The following is a 15,915-nucleotide window of genomic DNA, read 5'->3' as shown; positions in this document are numbered from 1 at the left end:
TCTGGCGGATAGGAAGCCAAAATTTATATGGATCAATGGCTTGCACGAAACCCGGCCTCACAAAGTGCAAGCGGCCATGAAGCCTAGCTGCATGCGGTTCCCCAGCGAGCTACCGCCAGATTTCGCACCAAAAGTACGATGACCTCAAATAGAGATGAGCAAATCGTTGCGCACCGTCGCAGACCCACCCGGTCCCTTGGTGCGCATTCCCCTCGAGCGGCTGTCGATTAAAGCTTGGGAGCATCGAAGTAGTCGGCTCGGACCGCTGCCCCGATCAGGTTAACCATCAGCCGCCCTGCTGCAATGCAACTGATGTTGTTGACGTCCGTCGACGGCGTAATTTCGACGATATCCATGCCGACGACCCGTCCCTTCTTCACGAGACCGTGAATCAACTGGCGCATCTGCACGTATGTGATGCCACCCAAGGCGGGCCCGGCCACAGCAGGCATCACCGAAGGGTCGATTCCGTCGGCGTCGATCGTCAGGTAGTAGTTGCCATCATCGGGAATGTCATCCAGTACAGACTTCATGCCGTTCTCGTGAACGTCATAGGCCGTGTAGAGGTGCGCGCCATAGGCGACGGCCGCCTCGTACTCTTCCGGGCGGCCGCTGCCCTGGGCGCGCAGGCCGATCTGGAAGATCTCGTTGACGTGATCCATCTCGGAGGCGCGTCGAATCGGACTGGACAGGCCATCTCGCACTCCATTGACGTGGTCTCGCCAGTCCAGGTGAGCATCGATATGGATCAGTGTGATTGGGCCACGCCCCTCGTATGCGCGCAGAATCGGAATGGGAATCCCGTGGTCACCACCTAGCGTTATGGGAAGCGCCCCAGCATCGAGAATCTTTCGAACTGCCTGTTCTGCCCTTTGCGAGTGAGTACTCAGGTCCTGAGGATCAGCGGGAACGTTACCGCAGTCGACCACTTTGAGCGCGCGGTTGTCATAGATCGGCCCGCCGACGTCAAAATCGTAATGATTAAGATTTCGACAAATGCGATCGCTCATGGCACGCACAGCATCGGGTGCCTTGCTCTGGTCATTGCTGATGTGATCCGCAGAGTAGGCCTGGCCATACGGAATCCCCAGGATCGCGACGTGCGCATCGAGTTTATCCAGATCAGTGCAGATCGGCGACCACAGGAAGCTCTGATGCTTTTTCGACGGGGGGACTGTGAGAGGAAAGGACATGATTTTCTCCATACTGCAAGGGTGCCGGAATCGCGGGCGAACGGTGGCCAACCGCCGCACGCAACGGCAGACCACATAATGTCAACGGAAGAGGAGTATTCAGTGGATGCTGGAAAGGAACTGCCGCAGTTCGGGTGTCGATGGGAATGAGAAGAGTTGGTCAGGCGGTCCCATCTCATGTACCTTGCCCTGGTGCATAAAGATGACGCGGTCGCTCACCTTGCGCGCAAAGTTCATCTCGTGCGTCACCATGATCAGGGTCATGCCATCTTTTGCCAATCCCTCTACAACGGCAAGCACTTCGCCAACCAGTTCGGGATCCAGCGCGGACGTAATCTCATCGCACAACAGTACCGCGGGATTCATGGCCAGCGCCCGAGCGATGGCAACGCGTTGTTGCTGACCTCCAGACAATTGATCGGGGTAGTGGTCTGCGCGTTCGCCAAGGCCTACCCGCTCCAGAAGCCGTTTCGCATCGGCGCTCGACTGTTCCTTGGGCATTTGCCTGACCAGACGCGGCGCCAGCATCACGTTCTGCGCCGCCGTCAGATGCGGAAACAGGTTGAAGTTCTGGAAGACCATTCCAACGTGCTGGCGCAGTTCACGCATGGCTTTGTGGTCATCGTGCTTGAGGGGTCGGCCATCAACAGCGATCGCCCCTTGCTGAAAGACTTCCAGTCCATTGATGCATCGGAGCAGGGTGCTTTTCCCGGAACCGCTCTTGCCAATGATGCAGACGACTTCCTTGCGGGCGATGGAGAGATCAATTCCTTTGAGAACTTCGTTGGTACCAAAGCTTTTGCGAAGGGCCTTGATGCTGACAACGCCGTCGGCGGTCTGGTCTTGTGAGGCGGGCACGATCATTTCTTCGATCACGGCAGTGGCATGCATGTTGGTCATCCTTAGCGACGGAACCGGCGCTCCAGCGTGCGGCTGCAAGCCGACAGCGGGAAGCAGACTGCAAAGTAGAGGAGAGCGACACATCCGTAGACGGTAAAGGGCTGGAATGTCGCATTGGTAATCATTTGTCCGGCCCTTGTCATCTCCACGAATCCGATCACCGATGTGACGGCGGTCGCTTTGACAACCTGGACGAGGAAACCGACAGTCGGCGCAATACCGAGCCGGAGCGCTTGAGGCAAGATGACAAAGCGCATCTGTTCGCCGAACGAGAGCGCGAGACTCGCTCCAGCCTCCCATTGACCTTTGTCGATGGCCTTGACGCAGGCTCGCCAGATTTCGCTCAGATATGCGGCCGTATAGAAGATCAGGCAGACAGATGCGGCGAGCAGGGCTGTCGTCTCAAGGCCGATCAGCGCGAGGCCAAAGTAGGCAAGGAAGAGCTGCAGGAGCAGCGGCGTGCCTTGGAATACCTGAACGTAACCACCAACCAGGCGGCTGGCAAGCGTACCGCCGGTAAGGCGAAGGAGGACCAGGATGCCGGCGAGCAATCCGCCACCAAGAAAGGCTATCAACGACAGACCAACGGTCCAGCGCATTGCTAGCGCGAGGTTCCGTGCGATATCAACGAAGGAGAACTCGTACATGGCTTAGCGTCCAAAAATGAGCCGAAGGCCGAGCCAGTTCAGCGCCTGCCTGACGAACATGGCGAGAAGGAGATACATAAGGGCAGCAACGATGTAGACCTCGAAGTTTCGGAATGTGTTACTCGCTATCTGATTCGCACTGTAAGAAAGCTCATCCATCGAAATCTGGCTGCAGACGGCCGATCCCAGCATGATGATGATGATCTGCCCCACCAGTGCCGGCCATACTTTCTTCAGAGCCGGCGGCAACACGACCCGACTGAATATCTGCCAACGCGACAACGCCAGGCTCTGTCCCGCCTCTAGCTGACCTCGGGGCGTCGCCTCGATGCCGGACCTTGCGATCTCGCTGACATACGCCCCGAGATTGACGACGTTGGCCAGGAGGCTGGCGGTCAAGGCAGTAAGCTTGATCCCCAAGGGAGGGAGACCGAAGAAGATGAAGAACAATTGCACGATGAACGGCGTATTGCGGATCAGCTCAACGTAACCGCCCACCAGCCACTTTGCCCACGCCGGCCCTTTGGCTCTAGCCCAGCCGCAGCCAATGCCGAGCAGGGTTCCGAGCAGAGCTGAGACGGCCGTAATCAACAAGGTCATCCACAGGCCGTTCAACAACGTCGGCCACTGCTTTAGTACCGCACTAAAATCGAATTCCATCTTCAGACCTCGTTATCGCTCCCGAGAAGCAACGCCTGAACGTTGTTCATGGCAGGGAGCCCGGACAATTGATTGAGCAGTTGCTTCGCTGACTGGGGAGAGATCGACAGCGTTGCGCAGGACATGAACTTTTCGTGCAGTTGCTGCATCGAGAGCGGAAGCGATGCGGAGCCAATAGGCTTTGGCTGGAAGTGCTCGTAGATGCGCCCATTGCGGCAGGTGATCCGCACGCAGGCGCCCTCGGGTGCCAGCTCGAGGGTCTTGGCATCCCAACGTCGACTCGACTCCATGGTGACTTTTTTCATCAACGCAACGAGCCCCGGAGCGGTGCGAACGCTGCTGTCATCGAGAAGACGCAGTGTGATCTGTTCGTGCAACAAGCTGGCGGCTATGGCGTAGTCCATGCTGAATTGCGACGCCTGACGTGTCGCAGGTAGCACGTGCCGGAGATTCGCCACGACGATCGGCGGTACGTCGCACTCAATACACTGAATGTCCTCATGACGGATGCCATGCCTTGCAACGAGCGCTTGCGCAGCGTCGATCGCAGCATGCGACGAGAGGCAGACCGGCACCCGCTTGACATCAATACCGGGCGACGTCAACCGCCAGGCATCGCTCAGCCTGTCAAAGGCTGTCGACTGTACTTGGTTGCTGCCGAAGAGAGCCATCCCGCTTGGATGCTGCAGGATGTCGGCGGGGCCGGTGCAGCCGAGACGGGCAAGCATTGCAGCTTGTATACCCGCCTGAGCCGTCTTGCCCGCAAGCAGGGGCTTGGCGTCCGTGCCAAAGCATGCCTTGACTCCACCAGCCCCGGAGAGGGCGATGGCCATAGCGTTGAGCGTTCGGTTAGCGTCGAGATGGAGCGCCCGACTTGCCGCGGCGCATGCGCCGATCACGCCAAATACACCGCTGGTCCACCATCCCGCCTCATAGACGTTCGCGCCGAGGGCCATCGCAAGCGCATACTCGCACTCCGAGCCCACGATGAAGGCTGTCAGAAGTTCTCGTCCGGAGCAGCCGTTAGACTGAGCCATCGCAATGGCGGCAGAGGCGATCACGGCGGAGCCGTGGACGAAGCCCGCATAGCTGTTGTCATCAAAGTCCAGGGCATGGGCCGCCGTACCATTCGCGAAAGCGGCTGCATCCGGCGAAACACTTTCCGTGTGGCTCACAATCCGGGCATGTCCGGTGCGACTGCTTTCGACCGCGAGGTGCCGGGCGTGTTCTGCGACAGTGGTGGCCGCGCCGGCCAAAGCGACGCCAACCGTATCGATGAGGCAACGCTCGGCGACGTGCCAGACTTCGGCCGGGATGATTTCGGCGCTCACGGTGGCACACCAGTTTGCTAGTGCTGCCAGAGCCGAAGTGGGGGCTTGCGACATCACGAACCTTTCCTGATCTCGTTCATCCGGGCCTTTACTCGGGGAGTTGTCCAGCGGAGGCGCCCAGCCATTTCTTCGATAGCCCGTCGATGGTCCCGTCGGCCTTGGCTTGGCGGATGACGTCGTTGATCTTGGTGCGTAGCTCGGCTTCGTTCTTGCCCATCCCGATGTAGCAGGGAGCATTCGACAGGATTGCCTTCAGCTCGATATCGAGCGACGGATCTCGCTGCTTGATGGCGGCAACAACTGTCGTTCCAATGGCAACCATTTGAGTTTGGCCTGACCGGAACGCCGAAATTGAGCCATTGTTATCATCGAAGCGCTTGGGAACAGCTTTCGGTGCCAGCTCCTCAAGTTCCTTGTCCTGCATGGATCCTCGCGTGACGGCCACGGTCTTTCCGGCCATCTCCTCGAAGTTCTTGACCTGAAGGGCCTTCGCGCCGAATACCGCATCAAAGAAGGGGGCGTAAGCGATGCTGTAGTCGATCACCTTCTCGCGCTCTGCGGTTTTCCCCAGCGAAGAAATAGTCAGGTCGGCCTTCTTTGTCTGGATGTAGGCCACTCGATTGGGTGCCGTGACCGGCACCAACTCCAGCTTCACTGCGAGCTTGTCTGCAATATGCTTTGCCATGTCGATATCAAGCCCCTTTGGCTGCATGTCACCGCCGACGAAGCCATAAGGTGGGTAGTCGACCGGCACTGCCACGCGGATGGATTTCTGTTGCTGAATGCGCGCAAGCGCTTCACCGGCAACAGCATTCGAGGCGGGGAGCATTGCTATAGCGAGCGGAAGAATGACGAGCGGATTGAGCAGCTTCATGGTGATGTCTCCTGTAGGGGCAGGGCGTTGATGTTTGAGGATAGGGACGTCAACTGATGTCCCACCATTCCCCGAGACCGATTAGCTTTTGCTCGTTCTCAGTCACAGCCTTACGCGTGTCACCCTTGCTCTTGGCAGAAAGCAGCGCCACAAGAATCTCGCTGACTAGCAGAGCTGGAGTAGCTGTGTCGAAGAACGAGGGTGCTTCGTTTCTGACGATGATGGTTTCGCTAGCGAAGCGCGCGACCGGGGATGCTGGGCTATCCGTGATGGCAATGATCGCCACGCCCTGCTGATGTAGAAAATTGGCGAGTGTCACTGCGCGGCGGGCATATCTGGGCATGCTGCAGACTAGCGCGACATCGCCGACGCCCGCCTGGTTGATGATTGTCATCGCACCACTTTCACCCGCCCCTTCGACCAGCCGGACATTACGGGCAAAGTACGCTGCGACGTGAGCGAACTGAAAGGCAACGCTATAGGACGAGCGTACGCCGAGCGAGTAGATGTTTCGGGCAGCCGCGAGCCGTCGAGCGGACCGGACAATGGCGGCCAGATTTGCTTCCGAGCAAATTGACTGAATATGCGAGATGACGTTGTTCGCCATGTCCTGGACCAGTGCATGTTCGCCAATGCGACGGTTCAGTTCGATCAATCCTTCTACGCGTCCGCCGTACGCCGGACTTCTGGAGCGGACCGAGTCAATGAATACCTGCCGCATATCGTCAAAGCCGGCGAAGCCCAGACGCTTTGCAAGTCTCGTCATGGTGGACGGCGGAACGCCAGCCATCCGAGCCTGATCACGCATTGACATCACAGCCACTTCCTGAGGGCTTTCCATCACGAACTTGGCAGCCTGCCGCTCTTGCTTCGGCATGACGTCCAGCTGTTCCTTCAGGAGGGTGATGATCGTTGAGTATTCCACTTTCGTTGCGCGGTTCATGGTGTGAGTCGAGTGTAGTTCAGACGAGTCATTGATAGATGATAATGGGTCATTTGGGTCAATAATTCGTGTAAGGGTTTACCTGCTAAGCCTTTGATTTGCTGGGGGGGAACGCGCAAGGGCGCCGCGGGCTGGATCAAAATTGATCCAATGTGCCGTATAAGACCGATGGTCCATAGATCTTTGGTCCGCAGGAGCATTGCAGCGTCGAGGTTGTGCAGCGCTCAGTTGTGGACGGGGCCGTCGACGGTGAGCTCGTCGCGGTGCGGCACGCGACCGATGCAGTCGCTTATGGCACGAAGTGATCGGCCGACTTGCTTTGGTCGTTGCTGAAGGGTGGCGTGAGTGATCTACCGGGATGCTGGGAACACGGCAGAGGTGGGATAAAGGCGGAGAGGCTTGTGGAGATTGATCGGCTAGCGGTCTTCGATTGCGTGCTCGAAGAGATCAGCCTTGATAGGACCCAATGCAAAGATGTAGATGAGGCAACCGACGAGGGCGACGATAGATGCGGACACCAACCCTGGCGTGAATGAGCCGGTCCGGTCTTTGAGGTAGCCAATGACAACCGGGCTGGCAAGGCCCGCGAAGTTTGCGACGCAGTTCTGGAATCCGGCGATCGTACCCACGATCGAGCGCGACCCCCGAGGCGATACGTCGGCAGGTAGTGCAAGAATCGCGGAAGTCGCAGCGGAGACGCCGAAAAACGCGATCGACAGGAGCGCAAGGGCGAACCATGCCTGCGGAACGATGCCTGCCAGTCCAATCGTCGCGCTCAACGACATACCGACGACGATGCAGATCTTGCGTCCAAAGCTGAGACCATAGCGGGTTTCTGCAATCTTGTCGGAGGCCCAACCACCCACCCAGGAGCCTACTAGTCCAAGCAGGCCGGGCAGAATCCCGATGAAGCCTAGCTGCAGAAGCGAAAACCCGCGCTCTTTGACGAGGTATGTGGGATACCAGGTAATGAAGAAGTAGATCACGTAGCTCTGACATGCAAACCCAAGAGACATCGCCCAGATCGTCTTCGATCTCAGCAGCGATCGCCACTTGATGCGTACCGACGAGAGGTGCTCGTCCGATTCGCCGTGGTTGATATGCTCGACTTCGGCCTTGTTCACGAACCGACTCTGCGCCGGAAACTCGGTCGCAGTGAGCAACCATACCGCTGTCCAAAGGAATCCGATCAGACCTGTGACAATGAACGAGGCCTTCCATCCGAATCCGGCGATAATTGCCGTGCACAACGGAATCGCAATTAGCGTACCGCCCCGCGCACCACTGTCATAGATGCCGGTCGCCAGCCCTCGCTCGGTCGGTGGGAACCACCGTTCGACGAACTTGGTTGCCGCGGGGAACGCGCCAGCTTCCCCCACGCCGAGCATCAGACGGACACCGAGCAGCCCGGCACTGGACCGGACGAAGCTTGTTGCAATCGTGAACGTCGACCACCAGACTACCGCTGCCGCAAATACCACTCGGGCGCCCAGGCGGTCGACAAGTGCGCCGGCCGGGATTTGAAACGCGGCATAGGTCCAAAAGAAAGCTCCCAGGATAATTCCGGATTCTGCGCCAGAGAGATTCAGTTCCGCGTTCATATAGGGTAGAGCTACGGACAGGTTTGCCCGGTCCATGTAGTTCGTCACGATCGCAATGAATGCGAGGCCCACCATGAACCATCGGTAGCGTGTTGGCTTCGATGCGGCCATCTCTGTTGGCTGCGCTGCTGCCATTGCATCTCCTTTTGTCGCGTAGCCGTGCCTTGCAGGCGACGGGACGTCTGCCTAGTTGCTGCCAGCCACTCGCGCGCTTCGGCGCTGGGCGCGCGAATCTGTCGGAGGGATTACGGTGCGCGATTCATACCGCCCATTTGACTGGCTGAGCGGTCGTGGCGATGTGCCCCTGGGCTGCTCGCAAGGCGCCCCTCTCGCAGAATTTTGACATACCCCCCTTTGTCTATTCCCGATCGTGTGGCAACGAGCCGTCAGAAATAGGAGGGCCCGCCGCATGGACGCGCACGGGCTTTCGCCAGGGTCGCGCGCAGCGCCTGATCCAGCGTTCGGAGCGTCGGATGGCAACGCGGTGTTCGCCGATCTTGCATACGAGCGTGGCGGAGGGAAACGCTGCGACGATGGCCGTCCTCGTCGGACCAATGCTCGGCTGAATGGTCGGATCGCCGGCCGACGTCCATCCTGCCGCCCGCGTCAGGGCCACGGCCTGCTCCAACCGCGCGCGCCGGGTGTCGGCGTCCGGTTGCACTGACGGTCTCCGGGCGGGCACAACAGATCGTCGCGTTTAAGTGCCACCCCAAGTCTGGCTCAGGGCCGGTGTGCCAGGATACGCCGCGGCCAAAGGCGGGACTCGCTCCGGTCGCGAAAACACAACGCGGCGGCAGTGGGCTCCCGTGATACGGGAGCACTTGCCCTTGTAAGAGGACTTAAGCGCGTGCCCCCTCTTCGCGGAGTTTATGCCAGGAACGGCTGTATAGACTTGCTGTAACCATGCTGGATGCCAGACGAGAAAAAGCCACCACAGTCGGACTTCCTCACACAAGGTCCGCATTCCGTCGCGTACTCGTTCTTCCAGTCCGATATTGACCTGACGTAGGATGGCTCGATGTCACGATTCACGAGACACAGCGGATGGTTGTACACGGATGTCTTGAGGCCGTAGCTCCTCAATATCTTCACGGCCTTGCTTAGTTCCGATTTGTACTCGATAGGGTCGATCCAGAGCGCATCCAGATTCGCTCGAGTGAAGCCCGTCATCTCGAGAGCCATGAGAGCAACGTGGTCCACGAACAGTAGATTGCGCGCAATAAACTCAGCCAACTCCGGTAAGCCCTCGCAGGTTTGCTTGTGGAGCACCACACGAATCTCGACCTTCTGGTTCAGGCGCTTGAGATTCAGGATGCCGCGGACGGTTTCGTCGAATGCTCCCTTTGCCTGTACGACATAGTCATGGCGTGACGGATCCGCCGAGTAAACTGGGATGCCGACCATCATATCGGGATGGCCGATAGCAGCATACTTCGCGGCGAACTGGGAATCCGAAAAGGTTCGGCCGTTAGAAAGGATATGCAGCGAGGTGTGTGGCAGCCAGTTCTTGATATGGTAAAGCAAGCCAATGAACCCGTCGCCGTACAACGTTGGCTCGCCTCCGGTGATACCGAGATTGCGAGTCTCTCGGGGGATGAGGCGAACCGTTTCCTTCGCTTCTTCCAAGAGCCAGCTGTCATCTACGCGTTTTGGCGGCTGGGAGCACATCAAGCAATAGTTGTTGCACTGCTCCGTAAGCAAAAGGCTGTTGTGATTGGAACTTGCGCGATACAAGGATCGAACACGGCCATCGCCGCTTAGAGCGATGACATCGCCATCGTCCAGATACGCAAACTCGTCGCCTAACAGCGTGCACGGTGTTTTTTCGCTGAGATCTGCGGGGCGGCGATTGAACGCCAGATAGTGCGCAAATCCAGCCGGTACAGGCCCGGAGCCCTTGACCAGGAAAGCCTTGCCTCCGCGCAGCGGTGCGGGTAGCGTGCGATTTGTGCTCAGACTTAAAATCTGGCGCCGAGCGGTAGTTTTTTCCGTCCAGATGACGCGGCCTGAGAGAGTTAGCATCGGTTTACCCACCGCATGAAGATTTCCTTCGCGTCGGCATCTCGGCGCATGATGTCTAGCAAGTGTTTGGTTACGCCCATCATGCGTTTGCAAAACTCTGATTCTGGCTTTCGTCCCAGGACATCGCCGTACATTGCATGATGGAACACCGGCTCGGCTCCGCACCACGGCTCGAAGGCACAATCGCTACACATCGGCGCCGAACCCGTGAAAGAATCCTCTAGCGCATTGAGCAAAGCGTCGTTCGTAAAGATATGCTCGTAGGTGTTCTCGTGGACGTTGCCAAGCCGGAACGTTGTGTCGCCCATTTCTCGAAGCATCCTGCTCTCGTCCGACGCGTACACATCGCCATCGTAGTTGAACACTACCGCAGCGATACCTGCGCCTGCCGGATTCATCAAGTCGACGAAACCAGGATCATCCGACGTCAACATCTTCGTCAGAATGAGACTGGAGTAATACTCGGTGAATGGCAAACCGGCTTTGTTAAGTTCCAGAATGTAGTCCAAACCTTCCTTGTAGAACTGCAGCCAGCGTTCTGCGTTGTAGGCTTGGAAGCTCTTCGTCTTCAGAGCAAACCCATAGGGCGAGAGGTGCCGCAAAAAGATGCCGCTTAAGCCGTGCTTGATGTATTCGTCGATGATGTCGCGAACTCTGTTCAGGCTCGCTGGCGATGTTGTCATCAGCGCCGACACAGAGTCGTACCCGACAATATCCCTGGCTCGTTGAAGTCCTGCGACAAACCGTGCATGACTATCACGTCCTGGGCGCGGACGATTCTTATTGTGTAGATCTTCCGGACCATCAAGCGATGAAGACAGATAGATATGGTGGTCCCTGCAGTACTCCAAGATTTCGTCGGTAGCTAGTGCAAGGGTCGTCGTAATGACGAACTCCAGATCACGGTCTTCCGCTAGGCCACGTCGCTCGGCCTTCTCGACTACGTATCGAATTAGGTCGAAATTGAGCAAAGGTTCACCACCTTGGAACTCAATTTTGATGGCCGAGTTGGGCGACCGGAAGACAAGCTCCAGGGCCTTGTCTGCGGTCTCGCGCGTCATATCGAAGGCGCCTTTGTCCTCCGACTGACGTGATACTTGGCAGTACTGGCAACTGTGGTCGCAACGAAGCGAAACGACGAACAGGTGCAGGTTCGTAAAATTCGCGAGCTTGCTGAACTTCGTGCGCGTCTTGAGTGCGAGAAGTTCCAGGCTGGCTTCGTCGCCCTCTTCCCTAATAAAGTGCCGCGACCGTAGCGAAATATAGTCATCGTCGGTGGCCTTTAGACGATGGGCAAGCAGGTCGTCGAGCCTTGCGCGCGACAAGAAAGTGAACTCGCCGACTGCGTTCGTGAGAACTACTTCTTCGTCATTCAACGGCTCGAATCGAAACGGCAAGAGATGATACTTACCGGAGCTGTCGAGGTAACTCTCGAAGGGCTGAAACTTACTCATCCTTGGAGCCCGGTGCGCGAAAAGGCGTATGCCAGGATGAGATTTCGGGCAGGCTCCGTCTCTTCTTTGATTTGCAGGCGCAACTGCTGGTCAAGCAACTCTCTCTTAAAGTTGGCCACCATGTCGTCCAGCGTGGTGCTTCCCGCCTTCACTGGATCGATTTCGCAGACGAGCTTATCCCCGCTTTGAGATATCAGGATAGTAAGGCGATCAATGAACCGATAGGCTGCCTTCTGAACAGCCTCCAGTCGATAGATGGCGGGGTCCAGTTCCAGACGTAGTGTCATCGTAGGTTCAAAAAAATGGCTCCGATATGGAGCCGATACTGCAAATCAGTCTGCTGGACGATTAACGACCAGAGTAATGCGATGCGTGGGATGCGTGCGAAGCATGCGAGGCGTGGGAATGGTGGTAGGCCATCAACGTGCCTTCTTCGGCGTTGCGCTTCAGAACGAAGTTGAATGCATCACCGCTTTGAGTACGTACTGCGATTCGCTCCGTCGGCTTCGAATCCGACGGTGAGATCGAGTTCTGCCCCGTAGAATCATGAGTCGGAACTTGCATCGCCGGCGCGTTTTGCGCGGCGAATCCCGCTGCCACTGCTGCAAATGCTTTGAGGAATACCTTCATTTTGACCGTCCCCCCTGGTTGATATGTTTCCCCACAGCAACAAATGCGCGTTTGGTGCGCATTTCGCAGCCGTCCTAGAATCTTATCTGGCTTGTCCGGCGACGTTACAAATAGTTACTAGCAGGTTTCGCAAGTGTATACCGGGTGACCCCAAGTTGGTGCCTACTTTAGAGCACTCAACGACCCCTCTCTTGTAGGGGGCGAGCCCACCGTCGAGGATGAGGCTCATCCGACTTGCAGTTCGCGGACTGCGGAAGCCGAGCGAGATGCGGCGCGCGTGGAGAAGGCCGCCGCACGCGAGGACGTCGCGACGATTGCCGTCCAGCTCGCGCATCGGACTTGGCCGCCGAGCGGCAGGCCCGCCCCGCGACGCAGGCCCGGCTCGAGGCGGGGCGGACGGAGCTCAAGACGGGCAGGCGCCACATGGAAGCGTTGCGCACCCAATTCTCGACGGAGCTGGAGCCGGCCCGCGAGGCGGTGACGCAGGAACGCGCCGAAGCCAGCGAGCGGCGCAGCTTACGCGAGCTGGACGCAAGCGCACGGCCCGCAATAAGAGTGAGCGCATCGCCGAAGATATCGGCTCGCGACTCGTCTACTGGATCAAGGTGTCGGTAGACTAGGCAAGACCGAACATCTCGTGCTTGGCCCCAAATCGCCCTTGCTGCGTGCCACGCCAAGTCCTCGGCTCGTTGAAGATCAGCTTTCAGCGAAAACAACACTGACACAAGAACTGGAATTGGACGTCCGGCCGGAGGGCGATTCAGAGTGAGATCCGCCGCCCTTGCTTGAGATAGATGGAAAATCATCGCATCAACCGGAGGCTAGCTCCGATCCCACACGGCTTCGGCTTTCGTCGAGGCCTGGGCTGTCTTGTCATGAGTCAGCACGATCGCTCGTTTGACATAACGCCTGAACAAAGAAAAATTCTTTGTCGTGATGTCACAGGCGGAAGGTACCCGAGTGGGCGAGCAGGTTGGAACCGGCGTGAGCGGCAAGTCGACAACGCGGGTACGTGTTGTGTTTGAAGTGAAGAACTCCGGCGACGGCAAAGTCGTCACAGCCTTTCCTTTGTAACTTTGTAGTTTGTAGCGAGGTCGCACAGTCTCTCGCCCGCTTAGCTTGCAGCTGATGTCGCAAGATTTGAGGTACTTGTGGCGCATGCCCACGCCGAAGGTATCGCCGTGCTCGATTCCGGTGATCTTGTCGTAGCATTCGTCGAGTTACCGGCGACAGGGAGACGATGATTTATTCGCCAGCAGCGCAGCATAGTGCTTGCCCGGCCATATCTGATACTTGCCGGACGCGTTAGAGCGTGTACCTGTTTCTGCGTACGGTGGGACACGGTTCTTGTCACACCGAATGAATTGTTGGAGACTCGCCGCATCGGCAAATCAGCACGGACGCGCTGCTGTCCCCGGCGCTCCATAAGACCGCCCGACGCGCTGGGCGCGGACTTGCCCGGCAGGCACGCGTTATTGGTCCTCGAATAGCGCAGGAAACGGCGGCACTGCGCCAGCGATCCGCCCGGACTTGGAGCGTAAGCCGGATTCGACGGTCGGCATGTTCGTCCCGTTTCTCGCGGGGCCGATCACATACCCAGCGCAAGTGTGACCGCGCCGCTTGGCAGCGCCCACCGGCGTGCCGCTGCCGGGGCGGCAGACGCGGACGCTGAGGCCATCCCGCGCAGCCGCGTGGCCGCCAAGGGGAGGCTCGACACGGAATTCGACGTGCAGTACCACAACGTATCCGGGCGCGCACTTCGGCGCAGGCTGATGCAGCGTGCCTGCAGCGCATCGGATCGCGCGACGCGCGTTATCGCGCCGGGGAGCCCGCCTGGCAAGCTGCTCGCGTTGCGCAATGTTGAGTATGGACGGCTGGCATCTTCCATCCGGCGTTTTGGGCACACCGTACCAGCACCAGTTTGACGAAACGCAATAATTGGTGGATCCATCTACGCCCATGGGGCGTCAACTTATATAGTGCCTTGGACCTGCCGGCACACCGATTGGCCAGAAGCTGAACAGAACCCATGGCAGTGCGCCGCACAAGAAAAAGCACGAGACACAACGACCATGCCGGAGACAGGCGATGCTGAGTCCACACGAAATTGCGGCCTTGCTGGTTCTGAACGATGCGAACGCCCATGAGGCACTGGATCCCGCTGACGTCGACGCGCTCGTAGAGCGCCAACTGGTGCGTCTCGAACTGGCGGAACGTGAAATACGCGTGACGGGGAAAGGGCTCAAACTACTCGAGGCCATCGGCAGACATCATTGAACTCGCCGCCATTCTGGCCCCCAGCGACATCGGGGTCGCCAGCGCCTGTTATGCGCCGGCCACGCTCGACGGCAAGCGATCTCCGGGCGAATCCGCCGAACAGTTGCTGTGCAAGGCGGACTTGGGCCTGTATCAGGCAAAAGCGGCTGGCCGCAACACCATCATGCCACGCTACGCGCATAGCGAAGCGCTGATGCTCGGCGATCCGCTAACGAGGGCCTAGCAGCGGATGCTCGCGATTGTTCAAAGCCGTCCGGAAAGAGGATAGGGCGTAGCAGAATGGTGCAGCGCGGGTCCGTGCTGAAGGTGGCAAGATGGTGCACCCCATGTCCGCCCGTCGCCATGCCGCTGCCGGCAAGGATGATTTTCGGCGCGTGATCGCGCCGCAGCCTTCCGGATTCCCCCTACCCGTTGTGTATGTCTTTGTCGGGTTGCATGAGTCCGGTGCACTCTGGCACGATTTCGTCATGAAGGACGGCGCCCGACGCCGCATGTTGCAGGGGACGGGCATGCGATTGCCCGCTGGCCGGCTCACCGGTGCGCTGCTTGCGGTTTCCGCCGTGACGCTGGCGGGAGGTCTCGTTGCGCGCCAGATGCAAGACGAGACGCTGGCCGAGTGGATCTGGATAGCCGGGACATTGCCTAATGCGATGGCGTTGGTGATGTCCAGCGCGGGCGCAGCGATCGGTAGGCAATCTGGCATCGACGCGCTGTCGTTGCTATCCATCGTGGTCGCGCTGATCTTCGGAGAGTTTCTCGTGCCGGCTGTCGTATCGCTGATGCTGGCGACCGGTCGTGCCTTGCAGAACTACGCCCGATCTCGCGCCCGGCGGGAGATGACGGCGCAGCCTGAGCCACGCTCGCAGGTCGCCAATCGGCTCGAGGCGGTGCAATGGCGGCAGGTCGATGTCGCTGAAGTCCGTCCGGGAGGCCGTTTGATGGTCCGACACGTGGTCTTGCCCGTCGACGGCGCGCTGACGATGCCCGCGGAGTTGGACGAGTCGGCGCTGACTGGCGAGTCTGCCATGCGCCAGTGCGTCGCGGGCGAGTCAATCAAGAGCGGCGCCGTGAATACCGGGGTCGCGCTGGAAATGATGTCTGGCGCCACGGAGGCGGAAAGTACGTTTGCCGGCATCGTCCGCATGGTCGCCGCCGCGGCGGCACAGTGAGGTCCAAAACTGTTCAAAATATTGGACAGGCGGGTTCCAAACGAGCAAAAACGCCACATCTACCGTTCAGCACCACCCGAAATCCTTGATGAGCCGTAAAGCGCACATTTGATAATTGATTTTGTGCAGATGCGCCAGTTTATAATCGATTTCACGCAGTCGTAATCGTCAACCCCATCATGAGCCCGCCTCTTAATCGATCCGTCGCGGCGCT

General features: G+C 58.6%; 14 protein-coding genes and 1 pseudogene. 2 read left to right on the top strand and 13 right to left on the bottom strand.

What is annotated here, in order from left to right; all coding sequences use genetic code 11:
- Positions 1 to 227: 227 nt before the first annotated feature.
- The 12 genes from AC3FKH_RS22065 to hxsA2 form a co-directional block, all read right to left on the bottom strand.
- Complete coding sequence (locus AC3FKH_RS22065; RefSeq protein WP_488677916.1) at positions 228 to 1,193, bottom strand: agmatinase; 966 nt, start codon at positions 1,191 to 1,193, stop codon at positions 228 to 230.
- A gap of 99 nt (positions 1,194 to 1,292) precedes the next feature.
- The gene (locus AC3FKH_RS22060; RefSeq protein WP_488677942.1) at positions 1,293 to 2,057 is read right to left on the bottom strand and encodes an amino acid ABC transporter ATP-binding protein; all 765 of its coding nucleotides are present in this window, start codon (positions 2,055 to 2,057) and stop codon (positions 1,293 to 1,295) included.
- Positions 2,058 to 2,095: 38 nt separating this feature from the next.
- Positions 2,096 to 2,740, bottom strand: a complete 645-nt coding sequence (locus AC3FKH_RS22055; protein ID WP_488677915.1) for an amino acid ABC transporter permease — start codon at positions 2,738 to 2,740, stop codon at positions 2,096 to 2,098.
- 3 nt (positions 2,741 to 2,743) lie between these two features.
- Positions 2,744 to 3,406, bottom strand: a complete 663-nt coding sequence (locus AC3FKH_RS22050) for an amino acid ABC transporter permease (RefSeq protein ID WP_488677941.1) — start codon at positions 3,404 to 3,406, stop codon at positions 2,744 to 2,746.
- The gene (locus AC3FKH_RS22045) at positions 3,403 to 4,785 is read right to left on the bottom strand and encodes an MmgE/PrpD family protein (protein WP_488677914.1); all 1,383 of its coding nucleotides are present in this window, start codon (positions 4,783 to 4,785) and stop codon (positions 3,403 to 3,405) included. Before AC3FKH_RS22045 ends, AC3FKH_RS22050 begins: the two co-directional genes overlap by 4 nt.
- A 34-nt stretch (positions 4,786 to 4,819) precedes the next feature.
- Positions 4,820 to 5,605: a transporter substrate-binding domain-containing protein gene (locus tag AC3FKH_RS22040; RefSeq protein ID WP_488677913.1), complete on the bottom strand. Its 786-nt coding sequence runs from the start codon at positions 5,603 to 5,605 to the stop codon at positions 4,820 to 4,822.
- Between the two features lie 49 nt (positions 5,606 to 5,654).
- A complete protein-coding gene (locus AC3FKH_RS22035; RefSeq protein WP_488677912.1) occupies positions 5,655 to 6,548 on the bottom strand; it encodes a MurR/RpiR family transcriptional regulator in 894 nt (297 codons plus the stop codon).
- A gap of 416 nt (positions 6,549 to 6,964) precedes the next feature.
- The gene (locus tag AC3FKH_RS22030) at positions 6,965 to 8,284 is read right to left on the bottom strand and encodes an MFS transporter (RefSeq protein WP_488677911.1); all 1,320 of its coding nucleotides are present in this window, start codon (positions 8,282 to 8,284) and stop codon (positions 6,965 to 6,967) included.
- 732 nt (positions 8,285 to 9,016) lie between these two features.
- Positions 9,017 to 10,183, bottom strand: a complete 1,167-nt coding sequence (hxsC, locus tag AC3FKH_RS22025) for a His-Xaa-Ser system radical SAM maturase HxsC (protein ID WP_488677910.1) — start codon at positions 10,181 to 10,183, stop codon at positions 9,017 to 9,019.
- A complete protein-coding gene (gene hxsB / locus AC3FKH_RS22020; RefSeq protein WP_483734994.1) occupies positions 10,165 to 11,625 on the bottom strand; it encodes a His-Xaa-Ser system radical SAM maturase HxsB in 1,461 nt (486 codons plus the stop codon). The genes hxsC and hxsB overlap by 19 nt, the downstream gene beginning before the upstream one ends.
- Positions 11,622 to 11,912 carry a His-Xaa-Ser system protein HxsD gene (hxsD, locus tag AC3FKH_RS22015; RefSeq protein ID WP_483734995.1) on the bottom strand — a complete coding sequence of 97 codons (291 nt, stop codon included), beginning with the start codon at positions 11,910 to 11,912 and terminating at the stop codon, positions 11,622 to 11,624. Before hxsD ends, hxsB begins: the two co-directional genes overlap by 4 nt.
- Positions 11,913 to 11,973: 61 nt before the next feature.
- Complete coding sequence (gene hxsA2 / locus AC3FKH_RS22010) at positions 11,974 to 12,255, bottom strand: His-Xaa-Ser repeat protein HxsA2 (protein ID WP_483734996.1); 282 nt, start codon at positions 12,253 to 12,255, stop codon at positions 11,974 to 11,976.
- Between the two features lie 2,088 nt (positions 12,256 to 14,343).
- Here hxsA2 and AC3FKH_RS22005 point away from each other — a divergent pair.
- On the top strand, positions 14,344 to 14,532 hold the full coding sequence (locus AC3FKH_RS22005; protein ID WP_483734997.1) for a hypothetical protein: 189 nt from the start codon (positions 14,344 to 14,346) through the stop codon (positions 14,530 to 14,532).
- A gap of 272 nt (positions 14,533 to 14,804) precedes the next feature.
- Here AC3FKH_RS22005 and AC3FKH_RS22000 read toward each other — a convergent pair.
- Positions 14,805 to 14,921 (bottom strand): annotated as a pseudogene (locus AC3FKH_RS22000) (hypothetical protein); the annotation flags it as partial.
- A 78-nt stretch (positions 14,922 to 14,999) separates the two neighbouring features.
- Between AC3FKH_RS22000 and AC3FKH_RS21995 the strand changes: the two are divergent.
- Positions 15,000 to 15,701 carry a P-type ATPase actuator domain-containing protein gene (locus AC3FKH_RS21995; RefSeq protein WP_488677909.1) on the top strand — a complete coding sequence of 234 codons (702 nt, stop codon included), beginning with the start codon at positions 15,000 to 15,002 and terminating at the stop codon, positions 15,699 to 15,701.
- Positions 15,702 to 15,915: the final 214 nt, after the last annotated feature.

Source organism: Cupriavidus sp. 21MJTG02-4 (assembly GCF_057798975.1).
Note: the sequence above shows the minus strand (reverse complement) of the source record. Positions and strands in the feature narration are given on the sequence as shown.